Source organism: Pseudomonas khavaziana, from assembly GCF_019145205.1.
Classification (GTDB): Bacteria; Pseudomonadota; Gammaproteobacteria; order Pseudomonadales; family Pseudomonadaceae; genus Aquipseudomonas; species Aquipseudomonas khavaziana.
This window is the reverse complement of record NZ_JAHSTT010000005.1, coordinates 430,862-448,644: the sequence shown is the minus strand read 5'-3', so window position 1 is coordinate 448,644 and position 17,783 is coordinate 430,862. Positions and strand designations below refer to the sequence as shown.

Below are 17,783 nucleotides of genomic sequence, written 5' to 3'. Positions count from 1 at the left end.
TGTCTGCCCCGCAGGCCACCGCAGTGGCCGACGTCGCTCGGACGGTTCCGGGCGCTTACGTACTCTCGAGGCAACAATGGCCGAACAAGGTTCGCCGCGCCGCTTTGCGCGCATAGATCGACTCCCCCCTTACGTTTTTAATATCACTGCCGAGCTGAAGATGGCTGCGCGCCGGCGCGGCGAAGACATCATTGACTTGAGCATGGGTAACCCCGACGGCGCCACGCCACCGCACATTGTGGAGAAAATGGTCACCGTCGCCCAGCGTGACGACACCCACGGCTACTCCACTTCCAAAGGCATCCCACGCCTGCGCCGCGCGATTTCGCGCTGGTACAAGGACCGCTATGAAGTGGATATCGACCCCGAGTCGGAAGCCATCGTCACCATCGGTTCCAAAGAGGGCCTGGCGCACCTGATGCTGGCGACCCTGGACCAGGGCGATACCGTGCTGGTGCCTAACCCCAGCTACCCAATCCACATCTACGGTGCCGTGATTGCCGGTGCCCAGGTGCGTTCGGTGCCGCTGGTGCCGGGCGTGGACTTCTTCGATGAGCTGGAACGGGCGATTCGCGGCTCGATCCCCAAGCCAAAGATGATGATCCTGGGTTTTCCGTCAAACCCTACCGCACAGTGCGTGGAGCTGGATTTTTTCGAGCGAGTGATCGCGCTGGCCAAGCAATACGACGTGCTGGTGGTTCACGACCTGGCCTACGCCGACATCGTCTACGACGGCTGGAAAGCCCCGTCGATCATGCAAGTGCCGGGCGCCAAGGATATCGCGGTGGAGTTTTTCACCCTGTCCAAGAGCTACAACATGGCCGGCTGGCGCATCGGGTTCATGGTGGGCAACCCGGAACTGGTCAACGCCTTGGCGCGGATCAAGAGCTACCATGACTACGGCACCTTCACCCCGCTGCAGGTGGCGGCGATTGCGGCGCTGGAAGGCGACCAGCAGTGCGTCAAGGACATCGCCGAGCAGTACCGCCAACGCCGCAATGTGCTGGTCAAGGGCCTGCATGAACTGGGCTGGATGGTGGAGAACCCGAAGGCGTCGATGTATGTTTGGGCGAAAATCCCCGAGCAGTACGCCGCCATGGGCTCGCTGGAATTTGCCAAGAAACTGCTGCTGGAAGCGAAGGTGTGTGTATCGCCTGGGATTGGCTTTGGCGAGTATGGCGATGATCACGTGCGCTTTGCGCTGATCGAAAACCAGGACCGGATTCGTCAGGCGGTGCGAGGGATTCGCGGGATGTTCAGGGCCGATGGGCTAGTACCCAAAGCCAGCGTCTAACTCGGTCAAAATGTGGGAGGGGCGGTGCGACGTTTCGACTTGCTCCCGATAGCAGAGTGTCAGTCACTACATCTGGTGACTGATCCACCGCCATCGGGAGCAAGCCCCCTCCCACATTTGATTGGGTTTTCACCCCAGACTGTGCGGTGTGGCTTACACCACCAACGACAGCAACATGATGAAGATCAGCGCCACGATCGACAGAATGGTCTCCATCGCCGTCCAGGTCTTGAACGTCTCGGCAACGGTCATGTTGAAGTACTGCTTGACCAGCCAGAACCCGGCATCGTTGACGTGCGACAGGATCAACGACCCCGCCCCCGTCGCCAGCACGAGCAACTCGCGGTTAACCCCCGGAATCATCCCCACCACCGGCACCACAATGCCCGCGCCGGTAATGGTCGCGACGGTCGCTGAACCTGTGGCAATCCGGATTACCGCCGCCACCAGCCATGCCAGCAGGATCGGGTTGATCTGGGCGTTCACCGCCATATGGCCGATCACGTCACCTACGCCGCTGGTCACCAGCATCTGCTTGAAGCCACCACCGGCGCCGATGATCAGGATGATCGCGGCGGTCGGCGCAAGGCTGGCATCGAGCAGCTTGAGGATCTGCTTGGAATGAATGCCTTGGCGATGGCCAAAGGTGTACAGCGACAGCAGCAAGGCCAGCAGCAAGGCGGTAATCGGGTGGCCGATCATGTCCATCCAGTTACGCACCACGTTGCCTTCGGCAAAGGCGATGTCGGCAAAGGTTTTCAGCAGCATCAGGAACACCGGCAGCAGCACGGTGACCAGGGTGATGCTGAAGCTCGGCAGGTCTTTGTTTTCAGGCTCGCGGGCCAGTTGATCGACCAGTTCCTGGGACGGGTTGCCCGGGATGTACTTGGCGATAAAGGTGCCGAAGATCGGGCCGGCGATAATGGCCGTTGGCAGCGCAACGATCAGGCCGTACAGGATGGTCTTGCCGATGTCCGCACCGAACACGCCGATGGCCAGCAACGGGCCCGGGTGCGGTGGCACCAGGCCGTGCACCGCCGAGAGGCCTGCGAGCAGCGGGATACCGATCTTGATCAGCGACACACCGGTACGCCGCGCCACGATAAACACCAGCGGTATCAACAGCACAAAACCGATCTCGAAGAACAGCGGGATACCCACCAGGAAGGCGGCGAACATCATGGCCCACTGGACCTTCTCTTTGCCGAAGGCGCGGATCAGGGTCTGGGCGATCTGATCGGCGCCGCCGGACTCGGCCATCATCTTGCCGAGCATCGTGCCCAGCGCGAGGATGATGCCGACAAAGCCGAGCACTCCGCCGAAACCGTCCTGGAATGCCTTGATGATCTTGTCCACGGGCATGCCCGAGGTCAGGCCCAGGAAGCCGGCCGCGATGATCAGTGCAATGAACGGGTGCACCTTGAACTTGGTGATCAGAACGATCAACCCGATGATAGTGACCACTGCATCTAGCAGCAGGTAAGACTCGTGGGACATGCCAAACATGGGGGGTCTCTCCTGTTTGTTGTTGTTATTAAAGCGGGTGTTGAATTTCCTGCCGGGGATAGCGCTATCTTTTCCGGCAAAAAATTAATGAGTTGGTTCAAAGCCGTGCTTGCGCCACCAGACGTTGGTCTGCTCGGCCAGCTCCTCAACGCTGTCTTCGCTGGCGTTGAGGGCCAGGGTCAGCGGTTCGCCCTTGGGCGATTCGAGGGTGGCGAACTGGCTGTCGATCAGGCTGGCCGGCATGAAATGGCCGGGGCGGTGGGACACACGGTCAGCGGCAACTTCGCGGGTCAGCTCCAGGAATACAAAGCCCAGGCCCGGCGCGGCTTCACGCAGGTGGTCGCGGTATTTCTTTTTCAGCGCTGAACAGGTGAGTACCGGATGCTTGCCGGCTTTCAACGAGCGGCGCAATTCATCGCACAGGATGTCGAGCCAGCCGGCGCGGTCGTCGTCGTTGAGGGGGTGGCCGGCGCTCATCTTTTCGATGTTCGCGGCGGGGTGAAAGCTGTCGCCTTCAATGGCGGTGGCGCCGTTCAGGCGGCACAGGGCTTCGCTGACGCTGGACTTGCCACAGCCGGAAACACCCATGATGACCAGGGCGGTAACAGGTTGACTCATGAAACACCTCAGGACGCAGATAGCGCTACCTTTGCACGCTATAAGGCTAGTGCAAAAGACAGGCTTTTCCCGCGCCGACTTGTCATTTTTATGGAGTGACGCGTGCATCTGCTCCAATCATTCGAACCGGATCAGGCAACCCTGGGTTCAATAATTTGCAGCCCTTTGGAGACAGCGCTACCTTAGTGCCTCGATTTTTGTTTGGCAAGCCGCCTGATGACCTCCAAGAACGATAAAAATACCCGCACGACGGGCCGCCCTACCCTCAATGAAGTCGCACGCCTGGCCGGGGTCAGCCCGATCACCGCCTCCCGCGCCCTGCGCGGTATCAGCACCGTTGCCACCGAACTGGTGGAAAAAGTCCAGCAGGCCGCCGCCGAACTCAGCTACGTGGTCAACCCCGCTGCCCGCGCCTTGGCGTCTGCACAGAGCCATTCGGTGGTGGTGCTGGTGCCGTCCTTGTCCAACCTGCTGTTTATCGAAACCCTGGAAGCGATCCACCAGGTACTGCGGCCCAAGGGCTTTGAAGTGTTGATCGGCAATTCCCATTACTCCCGTGATGAAGAAGAAAACCTGCTGCGCAACTACATGGCCTACCAGCCACGGGGGTTGCTGCTGACCGGATTCGATCGCACCGAAAGCGCGCGACGAATGGTCGAGGCCAGCAATGTGCCGTGTGTGTACATGATGGATCTGGACCCCAATGCCGGGGTGAACTGCGTGGGTTTCTCACAGCTGGCCGCAGGCGAGACGGCGGCGACGCATTTGCTGTCACGGGGGCGTAAGCGCCTGGCCTACATCGGCGCGCAACTGGACCAACGCACCTTGCTGCGCGGTGAAGGTTTTCGCCGGGCGCTGCAACAGGCGGGCATGTACGACCCGGCGCTGGAATTGCTGACGCCGCGCCCTTCTTCGGTGGGCCTGGGTGGCGAGCTGTTTTTGCAGCTGCTGGCCGCCCATCCGGATGTGGATGCGATCTTCTTTGGCAACGACGACCTGGCCCAGGGCGCCCTGCTCGAAGCCTTGCGCCATGGCATCAAGGTGCCGGAGCGGGTGGCGGTGCTGGGCTTCAACGACTTGCCTGCATCGTCATTCATGGTGCCACGCCTGAGCAGTATCAGCACACCACGGGAAGCCATTGGCCGCAGGGCGGCGGAGCATTTGTTGACCATCATGGCGGGCAACAAGATCGCCAAGCCGGTGATGGATATGGGGTTTGAGTTGCAGGTGCGGGAGAGCACCTGAGTGTACCAGTCAACCAAGCTATCGACTGATCCACCGCTATCGGGAGCAGGCCTCTCCCCCCCTGACCCTGCCCGCTTGAGAATACCTTCGCCCCCCTTTGCCTACAGTCGTGAGTGGGAACGATCAGACAAGCGTAGGACGCCCGTAGGAAGCGGCTGACATTGCGGTAAGCGCCTTGCTCCGTTGCCTACGCTTACGCCAGAATCTGCCGGCTTGTGTGCCTGGGTGGCGGTCTCTAAGGTTGGTCGGTCGCTGAATTCTCGGTGATCGGGTTTAGTAGCCTGAGCTTCCCCATACAAATGCATGAGCCTATCGATGCTTAATGGTGGCTGTGCGCAGGGCGCCTTCGGGTGCGCCGGGTTTGTGTGGGATACCGGTCTACTAACCTGCGTACAGCTGCCACCCTTCGTTTAGTAGCGATGAGGTATCGGCCCAAAACAGGTACTTCAACAATGCAAAGCACCCATCCCACGCATACGCTTTTCACCGTCATCCCTGATACCTCCACCGAAACCCTGCTGATCAACAGCTACGAAACCGTATGTTCCGTCAGCACCTTGCTGCTCGACCTGTCCGATGACCTCACCGGCAAGCATCGCGATGTGGCGCTGGCCATTCACCAATTGAGTGAACTGAGCGTCTTGCTGGTAGGCAAAGCCATGGACCAACACGCACCACGCTGCTGAGACTTTACTCGGTTCAAAAAATGTGGGAGGGGGCTTGACCCTGCCAAATTTATTAATCATGCCCACCATTCGTCTGGACTGGTATTTCTGACAGTAGACCTGCGACCGCTATAAGAATCTGATGATGAGCCAAGCTTTGAAATACCTCTTAAATCCAATAGTGAATACTAGGGTGGCGCCATGACAAACACCAAAGGTAAAAATAACGACCCCAAAAACCCCACCAATGGAACATTCACAGCACAACTCGTCAGAGGGCCTGTGATTCTTGATTATCGAGCGGATGAAATCAGCTTAAGAAAAACAGCCTTCCGCTATATATTGGACACCACTATGCGAGGTAACAACACTATTTACTTGGAGTTTCGTTTCCCACTTGGGATCACGGGAAACCGAGACAAATATACTATCCGCAATCCCGACGGCCCGGTGACTGCCACTTGCGAATTAAAGTACGCCACTGACCCTGAGCCTCTGAGCTTTGACGCCATATCAGGGCAGATTACGTTTTATGAGTTCAATACCAGCACTGGAAAAGTCCATGCTCGATTTTACATGGTCGCCGTAGGGAGAAACGGGGATCAGTTGGAACTCAACAGCGGGGAAATGCAATTAGTTGGAATTGGCCTGTGACACGATAAGCTAATCAGTACAATGTCTGAAGCCATTAACACTGCTGCTGACGGCAAGGACAATCCTTGCCATCGGTGCTCACCCCATGCCTCTGGCCAAATTCGGCGCACACTCGGTCATCGGGATGTAGCCCTTTCCAGATTTTTTAACCGTGCCCACTTTGCCCCTGCTAGATTAACCACTCTCCATCGCCAGGGAAGCACCATGGGACATTCACTGAAAATCTTGGGCCGCGCCTCCTCCATCAACGTGCGCAAAGTGCTGTGGACCTGCCAGGAACTGGGCATCGACTATGTGCGCGAAGACTGGGGCGTCGGCTTCAAACCCACCCAATCGGCCGAGTTCCTCGCCCTGAACCCCAACGCCCAAGTGCCGGTGCTGATCGACGATCACGGCGTGCTGTGGGAATCCAACACCATCTGCCGCTACCTCGTCGGCCTGTATCAACGTCACGACCTGCTACCGACCGAGCCCGCCCCCAGGGCACGTGTCGAGCAGTGGATTGACTGGCAAGCCACGGAACTCAACCGCGCCTGGGGCGACGCCTTTACCGCGCTGGTACGCAACAACCCAGACGGCCTCAATGCGACGCAAATCGCCGCCGCGGTGCAGCTCTGGAACGACAAGATGGGCATTCTCGAACAGCAGTTGGCCAAGACCGGAGCCCATGTGGCCGGCGATGAATTCACCCTCGCCGACATCCTGATCGGCCTCTCGGTACACCGCTGGCAGGCAACGCCCATGCAGCGCCCACCCTACCCCGCCATTGCCGCCTACTATCAGCGACTCAGCCAGCACGCCGGTTTCAAAACCTTCGCGCTCGACGGCCACAACTAAGCACAGGGATCACCACGTGAACGGACTCAACGTACTACTCACCGGCGCCTGCGGCAGAATCGGCAAGACATTTTTCCAAGCCTCGCAAGACCGCTACCGCTTCACGCTCACCGACCGCATCGCGCCGGATTTCGACCTGGGTGGACACCGCTTCGTACACGCCGACCTCAGCGATAAATCCAGCCTGGCGACCCTGCTCGAAGGCATCGACGTGATCGTGCACTTGTCGGGCATCCCCCACGCCAGTGCCTCGTTCGACGAATTGCTGCCCAACAACATCCTCGCCACCACCTACCTCTTCGAAGCCGCCGTGGCTGCCGGCGTGCAGCGCCTGGTGTTCGCCAGCAGCGCACAAACCATCGAAGGCTATCCGGTCGACCGGCAGATCATCCCCGGCATGCAGGTGATGCCCGCCAATATGTATGGCGTGAGCAAATGCTATGGCGAGGCGTTGTGTGGCTACTACGCGGCCAAGACACCGCTGTCGACCATCGCCCTGCGCATCGGCGCTTTTGAATTCCCCGAAACCCACGACCTGAACAACGCCCGCGACCTCAGCGCGTGGCTCAGCCCGCGGGATGCCGTGCAGTTGCTGCAGCGTTCGGTCGAGGTTGAGGGCGTGAAGCATTTGATCGCCCATGGCATATCCAATAATCGCTTCAAGCGTCTGGACCTGAGCGAGACCACACGTGTGCTGGGCTACCAACCGTTGGATGACGCATTCACCACGTTCGACATGCCTGATATCTACTGATAGGGCGAGTACCACATCGGCATCACCGAACCGCCACGGGTCAACGCCGCATCGCTAAGTGGCGCAAGCGTCCACCACACCCGCCTGTCGGAACAGAGCCGCGAACTGTGAAACCTGACAGTAGACCTACCCCTACCTTCCCCACACCATAAGCACACGCAATGCCGACGCATTGCTCATTCCCTGAATATGGAGAGATGACCATGGGTAAGGTACTTGGTGAAAACGATAAAATCTCGGGGCTGATAGCCAGCTGGGCAGTACCCTTCGAAACAAGCTTTGTTGCCCATTTGAATGGAGAGTCGGGCTTTAATTCGACGGTCGGGATCATGTCCGGCTTCGCACTGTTGAAAGTAAGCATCGACCAAGATATCCAGCCAGGCCAGACTTATGAGATTGGTGCACCGGGAAGCGACACTCACAAGGTCAGGCTTGAATTCGACGATACGCGGCCCGGCGAGCAGGGAACCTACTTTGCAACCAGCGGAGAATTCACCGTACTGCAACTGCAAGGCCAGGTTCTGAATGCATCCTTGCACTTCAAAGCGACAAAGACGGGTCACCGTCGGCAGGAAATGAGCTTCTCAAACGGCGCTTTTAAAGTTGAGGATTTCAAGCACAGCTGATTGACCTTGTCGTGGGCTGGCAGGTTTACGCGGCCTGCGTGAACCTGCGGCCGTCGACAAGTCATTTCACAAGCCACGACTTCCGTTAGCCAGCTAAGATTCCAGGTCACTGCCCCTGGAATCCATCCTATGCCCACACTCACTGCCTCACCCACAGACGGCCTCGACCCGCTCCGCGCCGCGCACATCAGCGCACGCATCGACCGCCTGCCCGCCGTGGCCACCATCTGGCGCCTGGTGGCGCTGCTGTCCATCGGTGGTTTTTTCGAGCTCTATGACCTGTTCCAGACCGCTTATATCAGCCCCGGGCTGATCAGCGACGGAATTTTCCATACCGGCAGCCAGGGCGTGTTCGGCTTCTCGGACCAGGCCGCATTTGCCTCGGCGACCTTTCTCGGCCTGTTCCTGGGTGCCAGCCTGCTCAGCCCCATCGCCGACCGCTTCGGGCGCCGGGCGATCTTCACCTTTGCGTTGGTCTGGTACACCGTCGCCACAGTGCTGATGGGTATTCAAACCTCCGCCATGGGCATCATCTGTATGCGCTTTCTGGTGGGCATCGGCCTGGGCATCGAACTGGTGACCATCGATGCCTACCTCTCGGAACTGGTGCCCAAGCGCATGCGCAGTTCGGCGTTTGCCTTTGCGTTTTTCATTCAGTTTCTGTCGGTGCCAGCCGTCGCCTTGATGTCGTGGTGGCTGGTGCCTCAGGCCCCGTTCGGCATCTCCGGCTGGCGCTGGGTGGTGTTGAGCAGTGCGGTATTTGCGCTGTTTATCTGGCAATTGCGCAAGCGCTTGCCGGAATCGCCACGCTGGCTGGCACAGAAGGGCCGTTTCGAAGAAGCCGGGGCGATCATGGACAAACTCGAAGCACGCTGCCTGAAAGATCACGACAAACCCTTGGACGAGCCGCAACCCGAAGCCGTCAGCGTTCAGGGCAGCGGCCGTTTTGCCGATATCTGGCAACCGCCGTACCGACGCCGCGCCTTGATGCTGATCGTGTTCCATGTGTTCCAGGCCATCGGTTTTTTCGGGTTTGGCAATTGGTTGCCGGCGCTGTTGTCGGGCCAGGGCGTGAGCGTGACCCACAGCTTGATGTACGCCTTTATCATCACCCTCGCCTACCCACTGGGGCCGTTGCTGTTTGTGAAGGTGGCCAACCGCTTTGAAAACAAATGGCAGATCGTCGGTTCCGCCATGGGCGCGGTGATTTTCGGCAGCCTGTTCGCCCTGCAAACCAGCGCATTGGGACTGGTGTTCTGCGGAGTGATGATCACCTTTTGCAATGCCTGGCTGAGCTTCAGCTATCACTCGTACCAAAGCGAATTGTTCCCCACCAATATCCGCGCCCGGGCGGTAGGGTTCTGTTATTCGTTCAGCCGCCTGTCCACGGTGTTCAGCAGTTTGTTGATCGGTTTTATCCTCGAGCACCTGGGCACGCCAGGGGTGTTGGCGTTTATCGCCAGCAGCATGCTGATCGTGATGATCACCATCAGTTGGTTCGGGCCGCGTACGCGTAACCTGGCGCTGGAAAATATCGCCCACTGACCACCGCCACCCCTCGATACCGCCCGTCAGCGGCGTGACTCTACTGTCAACGTTGACAGTAGATCGCACCGCCTCATTGCCGCTCTACTGATGACCAGGCGCTCCCGTGGTGGGCCGCCGTTGGAAGGTAACCCGGAGTGAACATGGAACAGAGCGAACACGCATCGGCAGGATGGCTTAAATCCAAAGGGTTCGAAGGTGAAATAGATACCAGCAACGTCGTATATCGCGAATCCAGTACCGGACGCTGGATAACCCTGGATGGACGCCAGCCCAGCCAGGGTGGCGACTTTATTGGCATTCAAATCGACTTTCCCAAGGACCAGCCCCCAGGTCCGATCACCGTGCCTCAACCTTGGCCAAGGGACGTTAACGTCAGCTATTTCCGAGAAACAGTCTTCGGCCATCGCACCTCCTACCGTGCAAAGAGCGGCATGCTCGACTTGCGCAGCTATGACGCGAGTACAGGCTCGGCAGCCGGCACTTTCGACATCACTGCTGATGTCGAAGGCACGGACCATTCGTTCAATGGCTCGTTTGATATTCGCACCGTACAAAACAGCTAGTCAGCGGCAACGATTGGTCTCTACGCGGTCATTGCTTGCCGCCTGAAGCACCTGCCTGCCCGCGGCTACTGTGTTTCATCGTCGGCACAGTTTTTGCTCCAGCTGTGGCACCGACCATTTGCACAGGTGACCGATCATGCTGATTAACAACAACACCCAAGCCGTGTCGACTGTCCAACAGATCAAGCGACCCGACATGGACCCCGCCAACGCCGCCGCCAGCGCGTTGTACAGCGGCGCCCTTCAGACTGCGCAGCAGAACATCACAGTGCCAGTTGCGCAGAAGGAACTGGACAAGGCCAGCGATCGCATTGACGAAGCGTTTGCCAAGACCCGTGTGCAGCTGCAAGCCTCTGCGCCGAACAGCGATGTGCCGGCCACCAGCGTCGCCGGTTCAGCACGCAGTGAGTTCACCGACTACATGACCAAGACCCCAGCCGAGCGCATCCGCGACCAACTGCTCAAAGAACGGGGCCTGACGCTGGAAGAACTGAACGCCCTGCCGGTGGAAGAGCAAAATGCCTTTGCCAAGGAAGTGTCCGAGCGGCTCCAGCAGCAGCAACAACAGCAGGTAGCAGCAAAGACCGCTGACCCACAGGCGCAGACGGTGAAAGAGACCCTGGCTGCGATCTAGTCGCGCAGGGAATCCATGAACTGATGTCGACCTGTAGACGCTATTGAGGCTTTAAGACGACTTGCTGCACATCGACTTTTTTCGGGATCAGGCCGTTGGCAAAAAACAGGTCGGCCGTGCGCTGCTGATTGGCGATGTCGATTGCCTGCAGCGGGCGGATCGGCGCAGGCGAGCGGTGCTCGAAGTAGCTTTTGACCACCGCAGGTGGCAGGCCAAGGGTGCCGGCCATCAGTGCGATGCTTTCATCGGGTTGGTCGAGTGATAGTCGCTGCGCCTTGCCCAGGGTCTGGATAATGGTGGCAATGGCCTGGGGATGTTGCTGGGCGAACGGGCCATTGACCACAAAGAAGCTGCCAGCCGGGTTAAGACCCTGGCCATCACCCAGGACGCGGGCAGAGCCATCGACCACTGCGGCCGAGTAGTACGGGTCCCAAACCACCCAGGCATCTACCTTGCCCTGTTCGAAGGCAGCACGGCCGTCGGAAGGCGACAGGTACACCACGTTCACGTCCTTCCATTGCAAGCCGGCACGCAGCAGGCTCTTGAGGAACAGGTTGTGTGCGCTGGACCCCTTGAGCAACGCCACGCGCTTGCCCTTGAGCTCGGCGACGCAGGTGTTTCCTGCTCTGTGCAGCGAGGCGCGCAAATCTTGCAGATTCTTTGGCTCTAAGCTTGTAACTCAGTGACCGAACAGGCCCGTCTCGGATTTCTTGGCTTTCTTGTCCGCGCGTTTTTCATCAGCGGTCTTTGCCGGTTTTTTCTTCGCGGCTTTCTTTGAATCCATACCTTTGGCCATGATGCATGCTCAACTGAAAGGGGATGTAGCAGTGGGTATACCACCTATTGCGCGGCAGAAGGCGCTTATAATCCACGCCCCCTGACATTGCTGCCCCAAAGACCATGCCCGAACTGCACATCGAACCGCTGGCAGAGCCCCTGTGGCCACTGTTGAACAAGTTTTACCGCAGCCACAATTCCTCGATGAAGGCCCTCAAGGGTGGACGCTTGTGGGTGGCACGCGACAGCGCGATCGTGGCAGGGCTGTGCCTGAGCCCGGTGGTGGGTGGGCAGTGGCTGACCGGCGTGTTTGTTGACCCGGCCTATCGCGGCCAGGGGCTGGCGGCGCTCTTGATTCAACAGGCGGTAGTCGAGGTAGAGGGTACGGTTTGGCTGCTGTGCCATCCGGATCTGGAGGGGTTGTATCAGCGTATGGGGTTCAGCAAGGACACAGTATTGCCGCAATCGCTCAGTGAGCGGTTGGTGCGCTACAAGCGCAACAAGCCGATGATTGCCATGGGGTTCTCAATCATCTGAATGATGCCGGGCAAAAATGTGGGAGGGGGCAAGCCCCCTCCCACATTGGAATCTCATTAGGCCTGGTGTTTATTCGTCAGCTGTTGGGGCCATTTCCGGGAACATCACTTCGATAAACCCGAATTTGCTGAAATCGGTGATCCGTGATGGGTACAACCGGCCGATCAAATGATCGCACTCATGCTGTACCACCCGCGCGTGGAAGCCATCGGCAAATCGTACAATCGGTTCGCCTTTGGGATCGAAACCTTCGTAGCGGATCTGCTGGTAACGGTTCACCGCCCCACGTAAACCGGGCACCGACAAACAGCCCTCGTAGCCTTCCTCCAGCACCGGGCTCAATGGGGTAATCAGCGGGTTTATCAGGATGGTCTGCGCCACCGGGGGAGCGTCCGGGTAGCGTTCGCTGGCTTCGAAACCAAAGATCACCAATTGCAGGTCGACGCCAATCTGCGGCGCGGCCAGGCCAACGCCACCCACATGTTCCATGGTCTGGAACATGTCGTCGATCAGTTGCCACAGCTCCGGGCTGTCGAACATTTCCGGCGGCACCGGCGAGGCGATACGCAGCAGGCGTTCGTCGCCCATTTTCAGGATTTCACGGATCATTGCTCTGGCACTTCATCGGGGGTGGGTTTGGAGTGGTCCCGGCCGAGGCCCGAGACGTGTTGTTTTTCACTGGCGTGACCGGGTTCGTCGAATTCCTTTTCACCGGGTTCCTTGCCTTCGGCCGACATGTGTTCGATCACGGCGTTCATCTCCGCGCCCAGCAGCAACACGGCGGCGGAAATATAGAAATACAGGAGCAGGACAATGATGGCGCCGATACTGCCATACATGGCGTTGTAGTCGGCGAAGGTCTTGACGTAATAGCCAAAGCCAAGGGAAGCCACGATCCACACCACCACGGCCAATACCGAACCTGGGGTGATAAAGCGAAACTTCTGCTCCACGTCAGGCATAACGTAGTACATGAGGGCTACGGCAAACATCAGCAGGATGACGATCAGCGGCCAGCGCAGGATAGTCCACAGGGTGACGACGAATTCCTGCATGCCAATCTGCCCCGCGAGCCATTCCATGACCTGTGGGCCAAGCACCATCAGCGCCGCAGCGGCCAACAACATGCCGGCGATGCCTACGGTGTAGAAAATCGACAGCGGGAAGCGCTTCCAGATCGGTCGGCCTTCGACCACGTCGTAAGCGGCGTTCATTGCGCTCATCATCAGGCGTACACCGGCCGAAGCGGTCCACAGAGCGATGACGATACCCACCGAAAGCAGGCCGCCCTTGGACTGCTGCAACTGGTCGATCACCGGGTTGACCTGTTCCAGCGCCTGGGGTGGCAACACCAGTTCCGATTGCAGGCGCAGCCAGGTGAAGAAGTCCGGCAGGTGGAGGAAACCGATCAGGGCAATGAGGAACAGCAGAAAGGGAAACAGTGAGAACAGCATCTGGTAGGCCAGTGCCGAGGCATAGGTAGGCATCTCGTCATCGACGAATTCCTTGACGGTGCGTACCAGCACCTTGTGCAGCTTGAGACCTTCGAGTACCGGAAAAATCATAGCGTCTCCTTTCGCCGCAAAGAGGTTGAGTTCGTGGGCGACTCAGGGTCCGTTTTCTACATCAAAGTAGCCCATTTGGCGACTTTGAAACAATTTCCAAAGTTTAGTTGCAACCGCTCACATAAAAACGGCCATCCGTGGATGGCCGCCATAATGCCGGGTAGAACCAACACTACGCCTTATTCAGTGGCTTTTTTCACCGCGTCTTTGGTCTTGCCCACTGCTTGCTGCGCTTCGCCTTTTTTCTCTTGGACCACGCCTTCAGCACGCAGCTTGTCGTTATCGGTGGCCTTGCCGACGCCTTGCTTGACGTTACCGACCGCCTCGTTAGCCATGCCTTTTACCTTATCGGAAGTGCTGCCCATGGTATTACTCCTGATAACAATCAATGGTTTTTGGTCACTACCAGAAGATTGACCCAAGGCCGTTCGGCAGAGTTTCAATTATTTTGCGCAGCCATTTCATCGCCCTTTGCAGGTTTGGCTTTATGTTTTGTCCCCAACCCACGAGAATGCCCGGCACATTCAGGCTACACGGCTGAATAACAGATCCCGTAGGAAGGTTATGAAACTCAATAAAGCACAGGCCATTGCCCGCAGAAACCAGGAACTGGGCGGTGCCGTACTCGGCGTCAACAACTGCCACTTCACCGACCTGGACCGCAAACGCAACATCTGGTGGTTCGACCTGCCAGTGGCGCGGATTGCCGTGGGCCAGTACGAGTGGATCCACCTGTTGATGCACAACGCCGAGACCGACCAGTTACTGCACTTGAAGGTGCCGACTGCGTTCCTGCGCGAGAAACTCGAAGGGCTGGTAGTGCGTAATGCGGGCAAGCGCAAGCCGGAAATCACCTTGGAACTGAGCGCGGACAAGGACTCGTTCCTTAAGGATGTGCGCCCGTCGGGTGCGGGTCTGAGCTTCGCGCAGTTCGCGCTGTAATCCACCAAGCAGGCAAAGGGCCGTGGGCGAGAGCATTACGCTCTCGCACCTTGGCCGACCTGATTAAGCGGGCCTGCCTCGCGCCTTTTCAGGCGGTGGCCACAGACCTGCTGGCAATGCGCTGCGCCAGGGCGATGGCGAACAGGCAGAACAACGCCATGACCAAAATCCCCAGCATCAGCCCCATCGCCGTGCTGGTATGCCCCTCAGAGAAAAAGTACAGCGCCAGTGCAGCGCCGGCCATCTTGATAGCACCTTGCAGTGCACTGCCGGTGCCGGCATGTTTGGCCTGACCATGCAAACTGATCCCCAACAGCAGCGGTGAAGACAGCCCACAGCCAAGGGCGACCAAAAAACCGTACACCACTATCGCCGGAGCCGTAACCAGGTTGAATGCCTGCAGAACCAGCGGCGCAAGCGCTGCCAACACCGTCAGCGCAACCAGCGAAGTCATCAGGATCCGCTCGGGCGAGTAGCTATTCAAAAAGCGCTTGGTCAGGTAGGAGCCCAGCACAATCCCCGCAGAGTAGCCAACGAATAGCAGACCGTTTTCCTGGCTCTCCAGATGAAACTGCAACTGATAAATAAACGGACTGGCGGTGAAGTAGCCGATGGTGATCGCAAACAGCACCGCGGAAACCAGGCTGTAGACCATGAAGTTGAAGTCCCGCAGCAGTACCTTGAAGCCCTCGAGCCGCTTGGCAGGCACACCTTGCAGTGGAGCCGTTTCAACCAATGTGGCTTTGATAAACACCGCCCCCAGGAGCGTGATCAAGGCCAGCGCGTAGAAGTTGTATTGCCAAGGTAGCGCGGCAGTAATAAAGCCACCCAGCACGGGCGCAATCGCTGGCGAAACCTGGGACGCCATGGAAAAAACCGTCAGAGACTTGGACAGTTCGGTTTTGTCCTTGAACGTATCACTCAAGATTGCCCGACTTATCACGGGGCAACCGCCAGCACCGATGCCGGTCAACAAACGAAATAGATAGAGCGCCTGGATACTGTCTGCCGTCGACGTCAAGTAATTACCCAAGGCACCAAGGGCCAGGGACACCATGATCACCGGCACCCGCCCCTTTCTATCGGAGATCGGCCCATACACCAGTTGCGACAGTGCAAAGCCTGCAAGATAGAAAACCACCAGGCTTTGGGACTGTGCGTCCGTCACCGAAAATACCCGTGCGATTTCTGGCAAGGCCGGGTTGTACAAGTCGATTGAAAACAGTCCCAATACCAGGATCAGGCAGGAGTTGGTGATGACCATTTTTGAGTTCACAACAGGCTCCTCACAGTAAGGGGTGATCTTTCAGGCGTGAGCTGTATTCGCTATTGGGCGTGGTATGTCGCCCGTCGCACTTGATTTCAATGAGATGAGGCCGAGCCACGCTCATGATGCTTTCAATACAATCGTGCAATGCCTCCGGGGTACTGACGCAGGTCGCGCTCACGCCCAGGCTCTGGGCAAACAGGCACCAGTTGTAGTCAGGGATTTGCGTCAGCGCGGGCAAGTTATCTTTGTTATTGAAGTAACTTGCCGAATACGACCTGTTGTTGAAAACGACAAAGACGATATTCAACCCATGTTTGGCGGCGGTGGACAGCTCAAGCCCTTGCATCAACATGCAGCCGTCGCCGGTAACCACCATGGTCTTGCCATGGGCACGGGCGAAGCTTGCACCTATGCCCGCGGGGATACTCCAGCCCATCGGGCCCAGGGTGGTTGCCGATAAATAAGCCGCGGGGCCGCGTGCGGTCCAATAGTGACCGAAGAACGAGCGGTGCGATCCCGAGTCGACACACACCACGCCATCACTGGGGAAATACGACTGCAGCACGGGAATATAGGCCGCAGGGTGGTCTGCGATATTGCCTGTGGCTTTGGCATCGATCGGATAATGCAAAGGCACCCGTTGAAGATCACCCGACCACTTGGAGCGACTTTCCTGGGTGGCGGCCAGTTCCTCTGCGTGAACCTCACAAACCAGGCGCAAGAACCCATCCCCCGTCGCCACCACGCCGTGATCAATATCGAGAAAACGCCCCAGGTAATCCGGGCTCTCGTCCACCTGGATAGCGCCACATGCCGGCCTTAACTCATGGGACCACAGCATGGTGCTCCATTGAGTGGTGTCGAGCCCGAGTAGAATCACGCCATCCACGCCGTTCTTGAAGGCTTCAATAGCGCGCTTATTTCCCGAGTAACCGTAAACCCCGAGCGCATTGGGGTGGTCTTCCGGAAACAGGCCTTTGGCGCTCAAAGTGGTGGCGACCGGGATCGAAAAACGTTCGGAAAACGCCACAAGCGCAGCTGCCACCTTGGCGTTTTTACAACGCAGCCCCGCGAGAATGACAAGATTGGTCGAGCGCTTGAAGACTGCCTTGATCGCGGCACTTTTGATCTTTTCGACGGCAAGCGCTTGATTGCTCCACGACTCCAGTACGCTTGGAGCGATATCAACGCGAGTCATGGATTTTTCATACAGCGCTTCTTTACTGACAGCCAAGTAAGTCGGACCTTTTTCCACGCCCCTCAATAGCCGGACCGATTCACGCAGAAAGGCCGGCAAGGGTTGCCCGGCCTTGACCTCGAGGGCACTGCGGGTGATGGGTTTGAACACATCGCACAGATTCACGCCCGTTTGGCTACCGTCCTGGAGCACGTTCTGCATTTCCAGGGAGGACGCAATCTGGCCTGACAACAGCAAGACCGGTTGGTGATCGGTATAAGCAGACGCTATCCCGGTCAGCGCATTGGTAACGCCCGGGCCGCCGATGACCAGGCACACCCCGATTTTTTCACTGGCCCGGGCGTAACCTTCCGCCATATAGGACGCACCTGTTTCGCAGGCAGTAACGACCGGTTCAATCTCCAGCGTTCCGGAACCATCACTGGGGTAACAACGCATAAAAGCATTGATCAGTTTGCCGGGCACCATGAAGAAGTGCGTGACGCCAAAAGACTGAAGTTGGCGAAGAATGTAATGTGCACCGGTTTCGCCAGCACTTTGCAAGTCCATT

Annotated in this window: 20 protein-coding genes; 12 read left to right on the top strand and 8 right to left on the bottom strand. The window is 58.1% G+C overall.

Annotated features, from left to right (window positions below):
* Positions 1-76: 76 nt before the first annotated feature.
* Complete coding sequence (gene alaC / locus KVH01_RS15590; RefSeq protein ID WP_217881981.1) at positions 77-1,294, top strand: alanine transaminase; 1,218 nt, start codon at positions 77-79, stop codon at positions 1,292-1,294.
* A gap of 153 nt (positions 1,295-1,447) precedes the next feature.
* Here alaC and KVH01_RS15585 read toward each other — a convergent pair whose 3' ends face one another.
* Positions 1,448-2,800: a GntP family permease gene (locus tag KVH01_RS15585; RefSeq protein WP_032902782.1), complete on the bottom strand. Its 1,353-nt coding sequence runs from the start codon at positions 2,798-2,800 to the stop codon at positions 1,448-1,450.
* Positions 2,801-2,884: 84 nt separating this feature from the next.
* Positions 2,885-3,418, bottom strand: coding sequence for a gluconokinase (locus tag KVH01_RS15580; protein WP_217881980.1), 534 nt, complete (start codon positions 3,416-3,418; stop codon positions 2,885-2,887).
* Between the two features lie 213 nt (positions 3,419-3,631).
* Between KVH01_RS15580 and gntR the strand changes: the two genes are divergently transcribed.
* The 9 genes from gntR to KVH01_RS15535 all read left to right on the top strand — a co-directional run bounded on the left by gntR (position 3,632) and on the right by KVH01_RS15535 (position 10,944).
* Positions 3,632-4,663, top strand: a complete 1,032-nt coding sequence (gene gntR, locus KVH01_RS15575; protein ID WP_217882033.1) for an HTH-type transcriptional regulator GntR — start codon at positions 3,632-3,634, stop codon at positions 4,661-4,663.
* Positions 4,664-5,115: 452 nt separating this feature from the next.
* Positions 5,116-5,349: a DUF6124 family protein gene (locus KVH01_RS15570; protein ID WP_217881979.1), complete on the top strand. Its 234-nt coding sequence runs from the start codon at positions 5,116-5,118 to the stop codon at positions 5,347-5,349.
* 180 nt (positions 5,350-5,529) lie between these two features.
* Positions 5,530-5,982 carry a hypothetical protein gene (locus KVH01_RS15565; protein ID WP_217881978.1) on the top strand — a complete coding sequence of 151 codons (453 nt, stop codon included), beginning with the start codon at positions 5,530-5,532 and terminating at the stop codon, positions 5,980-5,982.
* A 204-nt stretch (positions 5,983-6,186) separates the two neighbouring features.
* Complete coding sequence (locus KVH01_RS15560) at positions 6,187-6,819, top strand: glutathione S-transferase family protein (protein ID WP_217881977.1); 633 nt, start codon at positions 6,187-6,189, stop codon at positions 6,817-6,819.
* A 16-nt stretch (positions 6,820-6,835) separates the two neighbouring features.
* Positions 6,836-7,573, top strand: coding sequence for an NAD-dependent epimerase/dehydratase family protein (locus KVH01_RS15555; protein ID WP_217881976.1), 738 nt, complete (start codon positions 6,836-6,838; stop codon positions 7,571-7,573).
* Positions 7,574-7,776: 203 nt separating this feature from the next.
* Positions 7,777-8,199 carry a hypothetical protein gene (locus KVH01_RS15550; protein ID WP_043051236.1) on the top strand — a complete coding sequence of 141 codons (423 nt, stop codon included), beginning with the start codon at positions 7,777-7,779 and terminating at the stop codon, positions 8,197-8,199.
* A 129-nt stretch (positions 8,200-8,328) separates the two neighbouring features.
* Positions 8,329-9,744 (top strand): MFS transporter, encoded by a 1,416-nt coding sequence (locus tag KVH01_RS15545; RefSeq protein WP_217881975.1) that lies wholly within the window; start codon positions 8,329-8,331, stop codon positions 9,742-9,744.
* 143 nt (positions 9,745-9,887) lie between these two features.
* A complete protein-coding gene (locus tag KVH01_RS15540) occupies positions 9,888-10,310 on the top strand; it encodes a hypothetical protein (RefSeq protein WP_043051234.1) in 423 nt (140 codons plus the stop codon).
* Positions 10,311-10,446: 136 nt separating this feature from the next.
* Positions 10,447-10,944: a hypothetical protein gene (locus tag KVH01_RS15535; RefSeq protein WP_043051233.1), complete on the top strand. Its 498-nt coding sequence runs from the start codon at positions 10,447-10,449 to the stop codon at positions 10,942-10,944.
* Between the two features lie 40 nt (positions 10,945-10,984).
* On the opposite strand, the gene KVH01_RS15530 is transcribed toward KVH01_RS15535, so the two are convergent.
* Positions 10,985-11,599, bottom strand: coding sequence for an aliphatic sulfonate ABC transporter substrate-binding protein (locus KVH01_RS15530; protein WP_264083636.1), 615 nt, complete (start codon positions 11,597-11,599; stop codon positions 10,985-10,987).
* 245 nt (positions 11,600-11,844) lie between these two features.
* Here KVH01_RS15530 and KVH01_RS15525 point away from each other — a divergent pair, with 245 nt between their 5' ends.
* Entirely contained in the window at positions 11,845-12,258 is a 414-nt protein-coding gene (locus KVH01_RS15525; protein ID WP_217881974.1) for a GNAT family N-acetyltransferase, read from the top strand.
* A 69-nt stretch (positions 12,259-12,327) separates the two neighbouring features.
* Here KVH01_RS15525 and def read toward each other — a convergent pair whose 3' ends face one another.
* The 3 genes from def to KVH01_RS15510 all read right to left on the bottom strand — a co-directional run bounded on the left by def (position 12,328) and on the right by KVH01_RS15510 (position 14,188).
* Positions 12,328-12,867, bottom strand: coding sequence for a peptide deformylase (def, locus tag KVH01_RS15520; protein WP_043051229.1), 540 nt, complete (start codon positions 12,865-12,867; stop codon positions 12,328-12,330).
* On the bottom strand, positions 12,864-13,823 hold the full coding sequence (locus KVH01_RS15515; RefSeq protein ID WP_043051228.1) for a YihY/virulence factor BrkB family protein: 960 nt from the start codon (positions 13,821-13,823) through the stop codon (positions 12,864-12,866). Before KVH01_RS15515 ends, def begins: the two co-directional genes overlap by 4 nt.
* 179 nt (positions 13,824-14,002) lie before the next feature.
* Positions 14,003-14,188, bottom strand: a complete 186-nt coding sequence (locus KVH01_RS15510; protein WP_043051227.1) for a CsbD family protein — start codon at positions 14,186-14,188, stop codon at positions 14,003-14,005.
* Positions 14,189-14,387: 199 nt separating this feature from the next.
* On the opposite strand from KVH01_RS15510, the gene KVH01_RS15505 reads away from it, so the two are divergent.
* Entirely contained in the window at positions 14,388-14,765 is a 378-nt protein-coding gene (locus tag KVH01_RS15505) for a hypothetical protein (protein ID WP_043051226.1), read from the top strand.
* Positions 14,766-14,853: 88 nt separating this feature from the next.
* Here the strand turns inward: KVH01_RS15505 and KVH01_RS15500 are convergent, their stop codons facing one another.
* Together KVH01_RS15500 and KVH01_RS15495 are read right to left on the bottom strand one after the other, a co-directional pair.
* Positions 14,854-16,041 (bottom strand): multidrug effflux MFS transporter, encoded by a 1,188-nt coding sequence (locus KVH01_RS15500; protein WP_217881973.1) that lies wholly within the window; start codon positions 16,039-16,041, stop codon positions 14,854-14,856.
* 10 nt (positions 16,042-16,051) lie between these two features.
* The gene (locus KVH01_RS15495) at positions 16,052-17,782 is read right to left on the bottom strand and encodes a thiamine pyrophosphate-binding protein (protein WP_217881972.1); all 1,731 of its coding nucleotides are present in this window, start codon (positions 17,780-17,782) and stop codon (positions 16,052-16,054) included.
* Position 17,783: the final 1 nt, after the last annotated feature.

Bases quoted from the DNA above. Each gene is read 5' to 3' on its own strand.
- alaC (WP_217881981.1), top strand. From the start codon at position 77: ATGGCCGAACAAGGTTCGCCGCGCCGCTTTGCGCGCATAGATCGACTC.
- KVH01_RS15585 (WP_032902782.1), bottom strand. From the start codon at position 2,800: ATGTTTGGCATGTCCCACGAGTCTTACCTGCTGCTAGATGCAGTGGTC.
- KVH01_RS15580 (WP_217881980.1), bottom strand. From the start codon at position 3,418: ATGAGTCAACCTGTTACCGCCCTGGTCATCATGGGTGTTTCCGGCTGT.
- KVH01_RS15570 (WP_217881979.1), top strand. From the start codon at position 5,116: ATGCAAAGCACCCATCCCACGCATACGCTTTTCACCGTCATCCCTGAT.
- KVH01_RS15565 (WP_217881978.1), top strand. From the start codon at position 5,530: ATGACAAACACCAAAGGTAAAAATAACGACCCCAAAAACCCCACCAAT.
- KVH01_RS15560 (WP_217881977.1), top strand. From the start codon at position 6,187: ATGGGACATTCACTGAAAATCTTGGGCCGCGCCTCCTCCATCAACGTG.
- KVH01_RS15550 (WP_043051236.1), top strand. From the start codon at position 7,777: ATGGGTAAGGTACTTGGTGAAAACGATAAAATCTCGGGGCTGATAGCC.
- KVH01_RS15545 (WP_217881975.1), top strand. From the start codon at position 8,329: ATGCCCACACTCACTGCCTCACCCACAGACGGCCTCGACCCGCTCCGC.
- KVH01_RS15540 (WP_043051234.1), top strand. From the start codon at position 9,888: ATGGAACAGAGCGAACACGCATCGGCAGGATGGCTTAAATCCAAAGGG.
- KVH01_RS15535 (WP_043051233.1), top strand. From the start codon at position 10,447: ATGCTGATTAACAACAACACCCAAGCCGTGTCGACTGTCCAACAGATC.
- KVH01_RS15525 (WP_217881974.1), top strand. From the start codon at position 11,845: ATGCCCGAACTGCACATCGAACCGCTGGCAGAGCCCCTGTGGCCACTG.
- def (WP_043051229.1), bottom strand. From the start codon at position 12,867: ATGATCCGTGAAATCCTGAAAATGGGCGACGAACGCCTGCTGCGTATC.
- KVH01_RS15515 (WP_043051228.1), bottom strand. From the start codon at position 13,823: ATGATTTTTCCGGTACTCGAAGGTCTCAAGCTGCACAAGGTGCTGGTA.
- KVH01_RS15510 (WP_043051227.1), bottom strand. From the start codon at position 14,188: ATGGGCAGCACTTCCGATAAGGTAAAAGGCATGGCTAACGAGGCGGTC.
- KVH01_RS15505 (WP_043051226.1), top strand. From the start codon at position 14,388: ATGAAACTCAATAAAGCACAGGCCATTGCCCGCAGAAACCAGGAACTG.
- KVH01_RS15495 (WP_217881972.1), bottom strand. From the start codon at position 17,782: ATGGACTTGCAAAGTGCTGGCGAAACCGGTGCACATTACATTCTTCGC.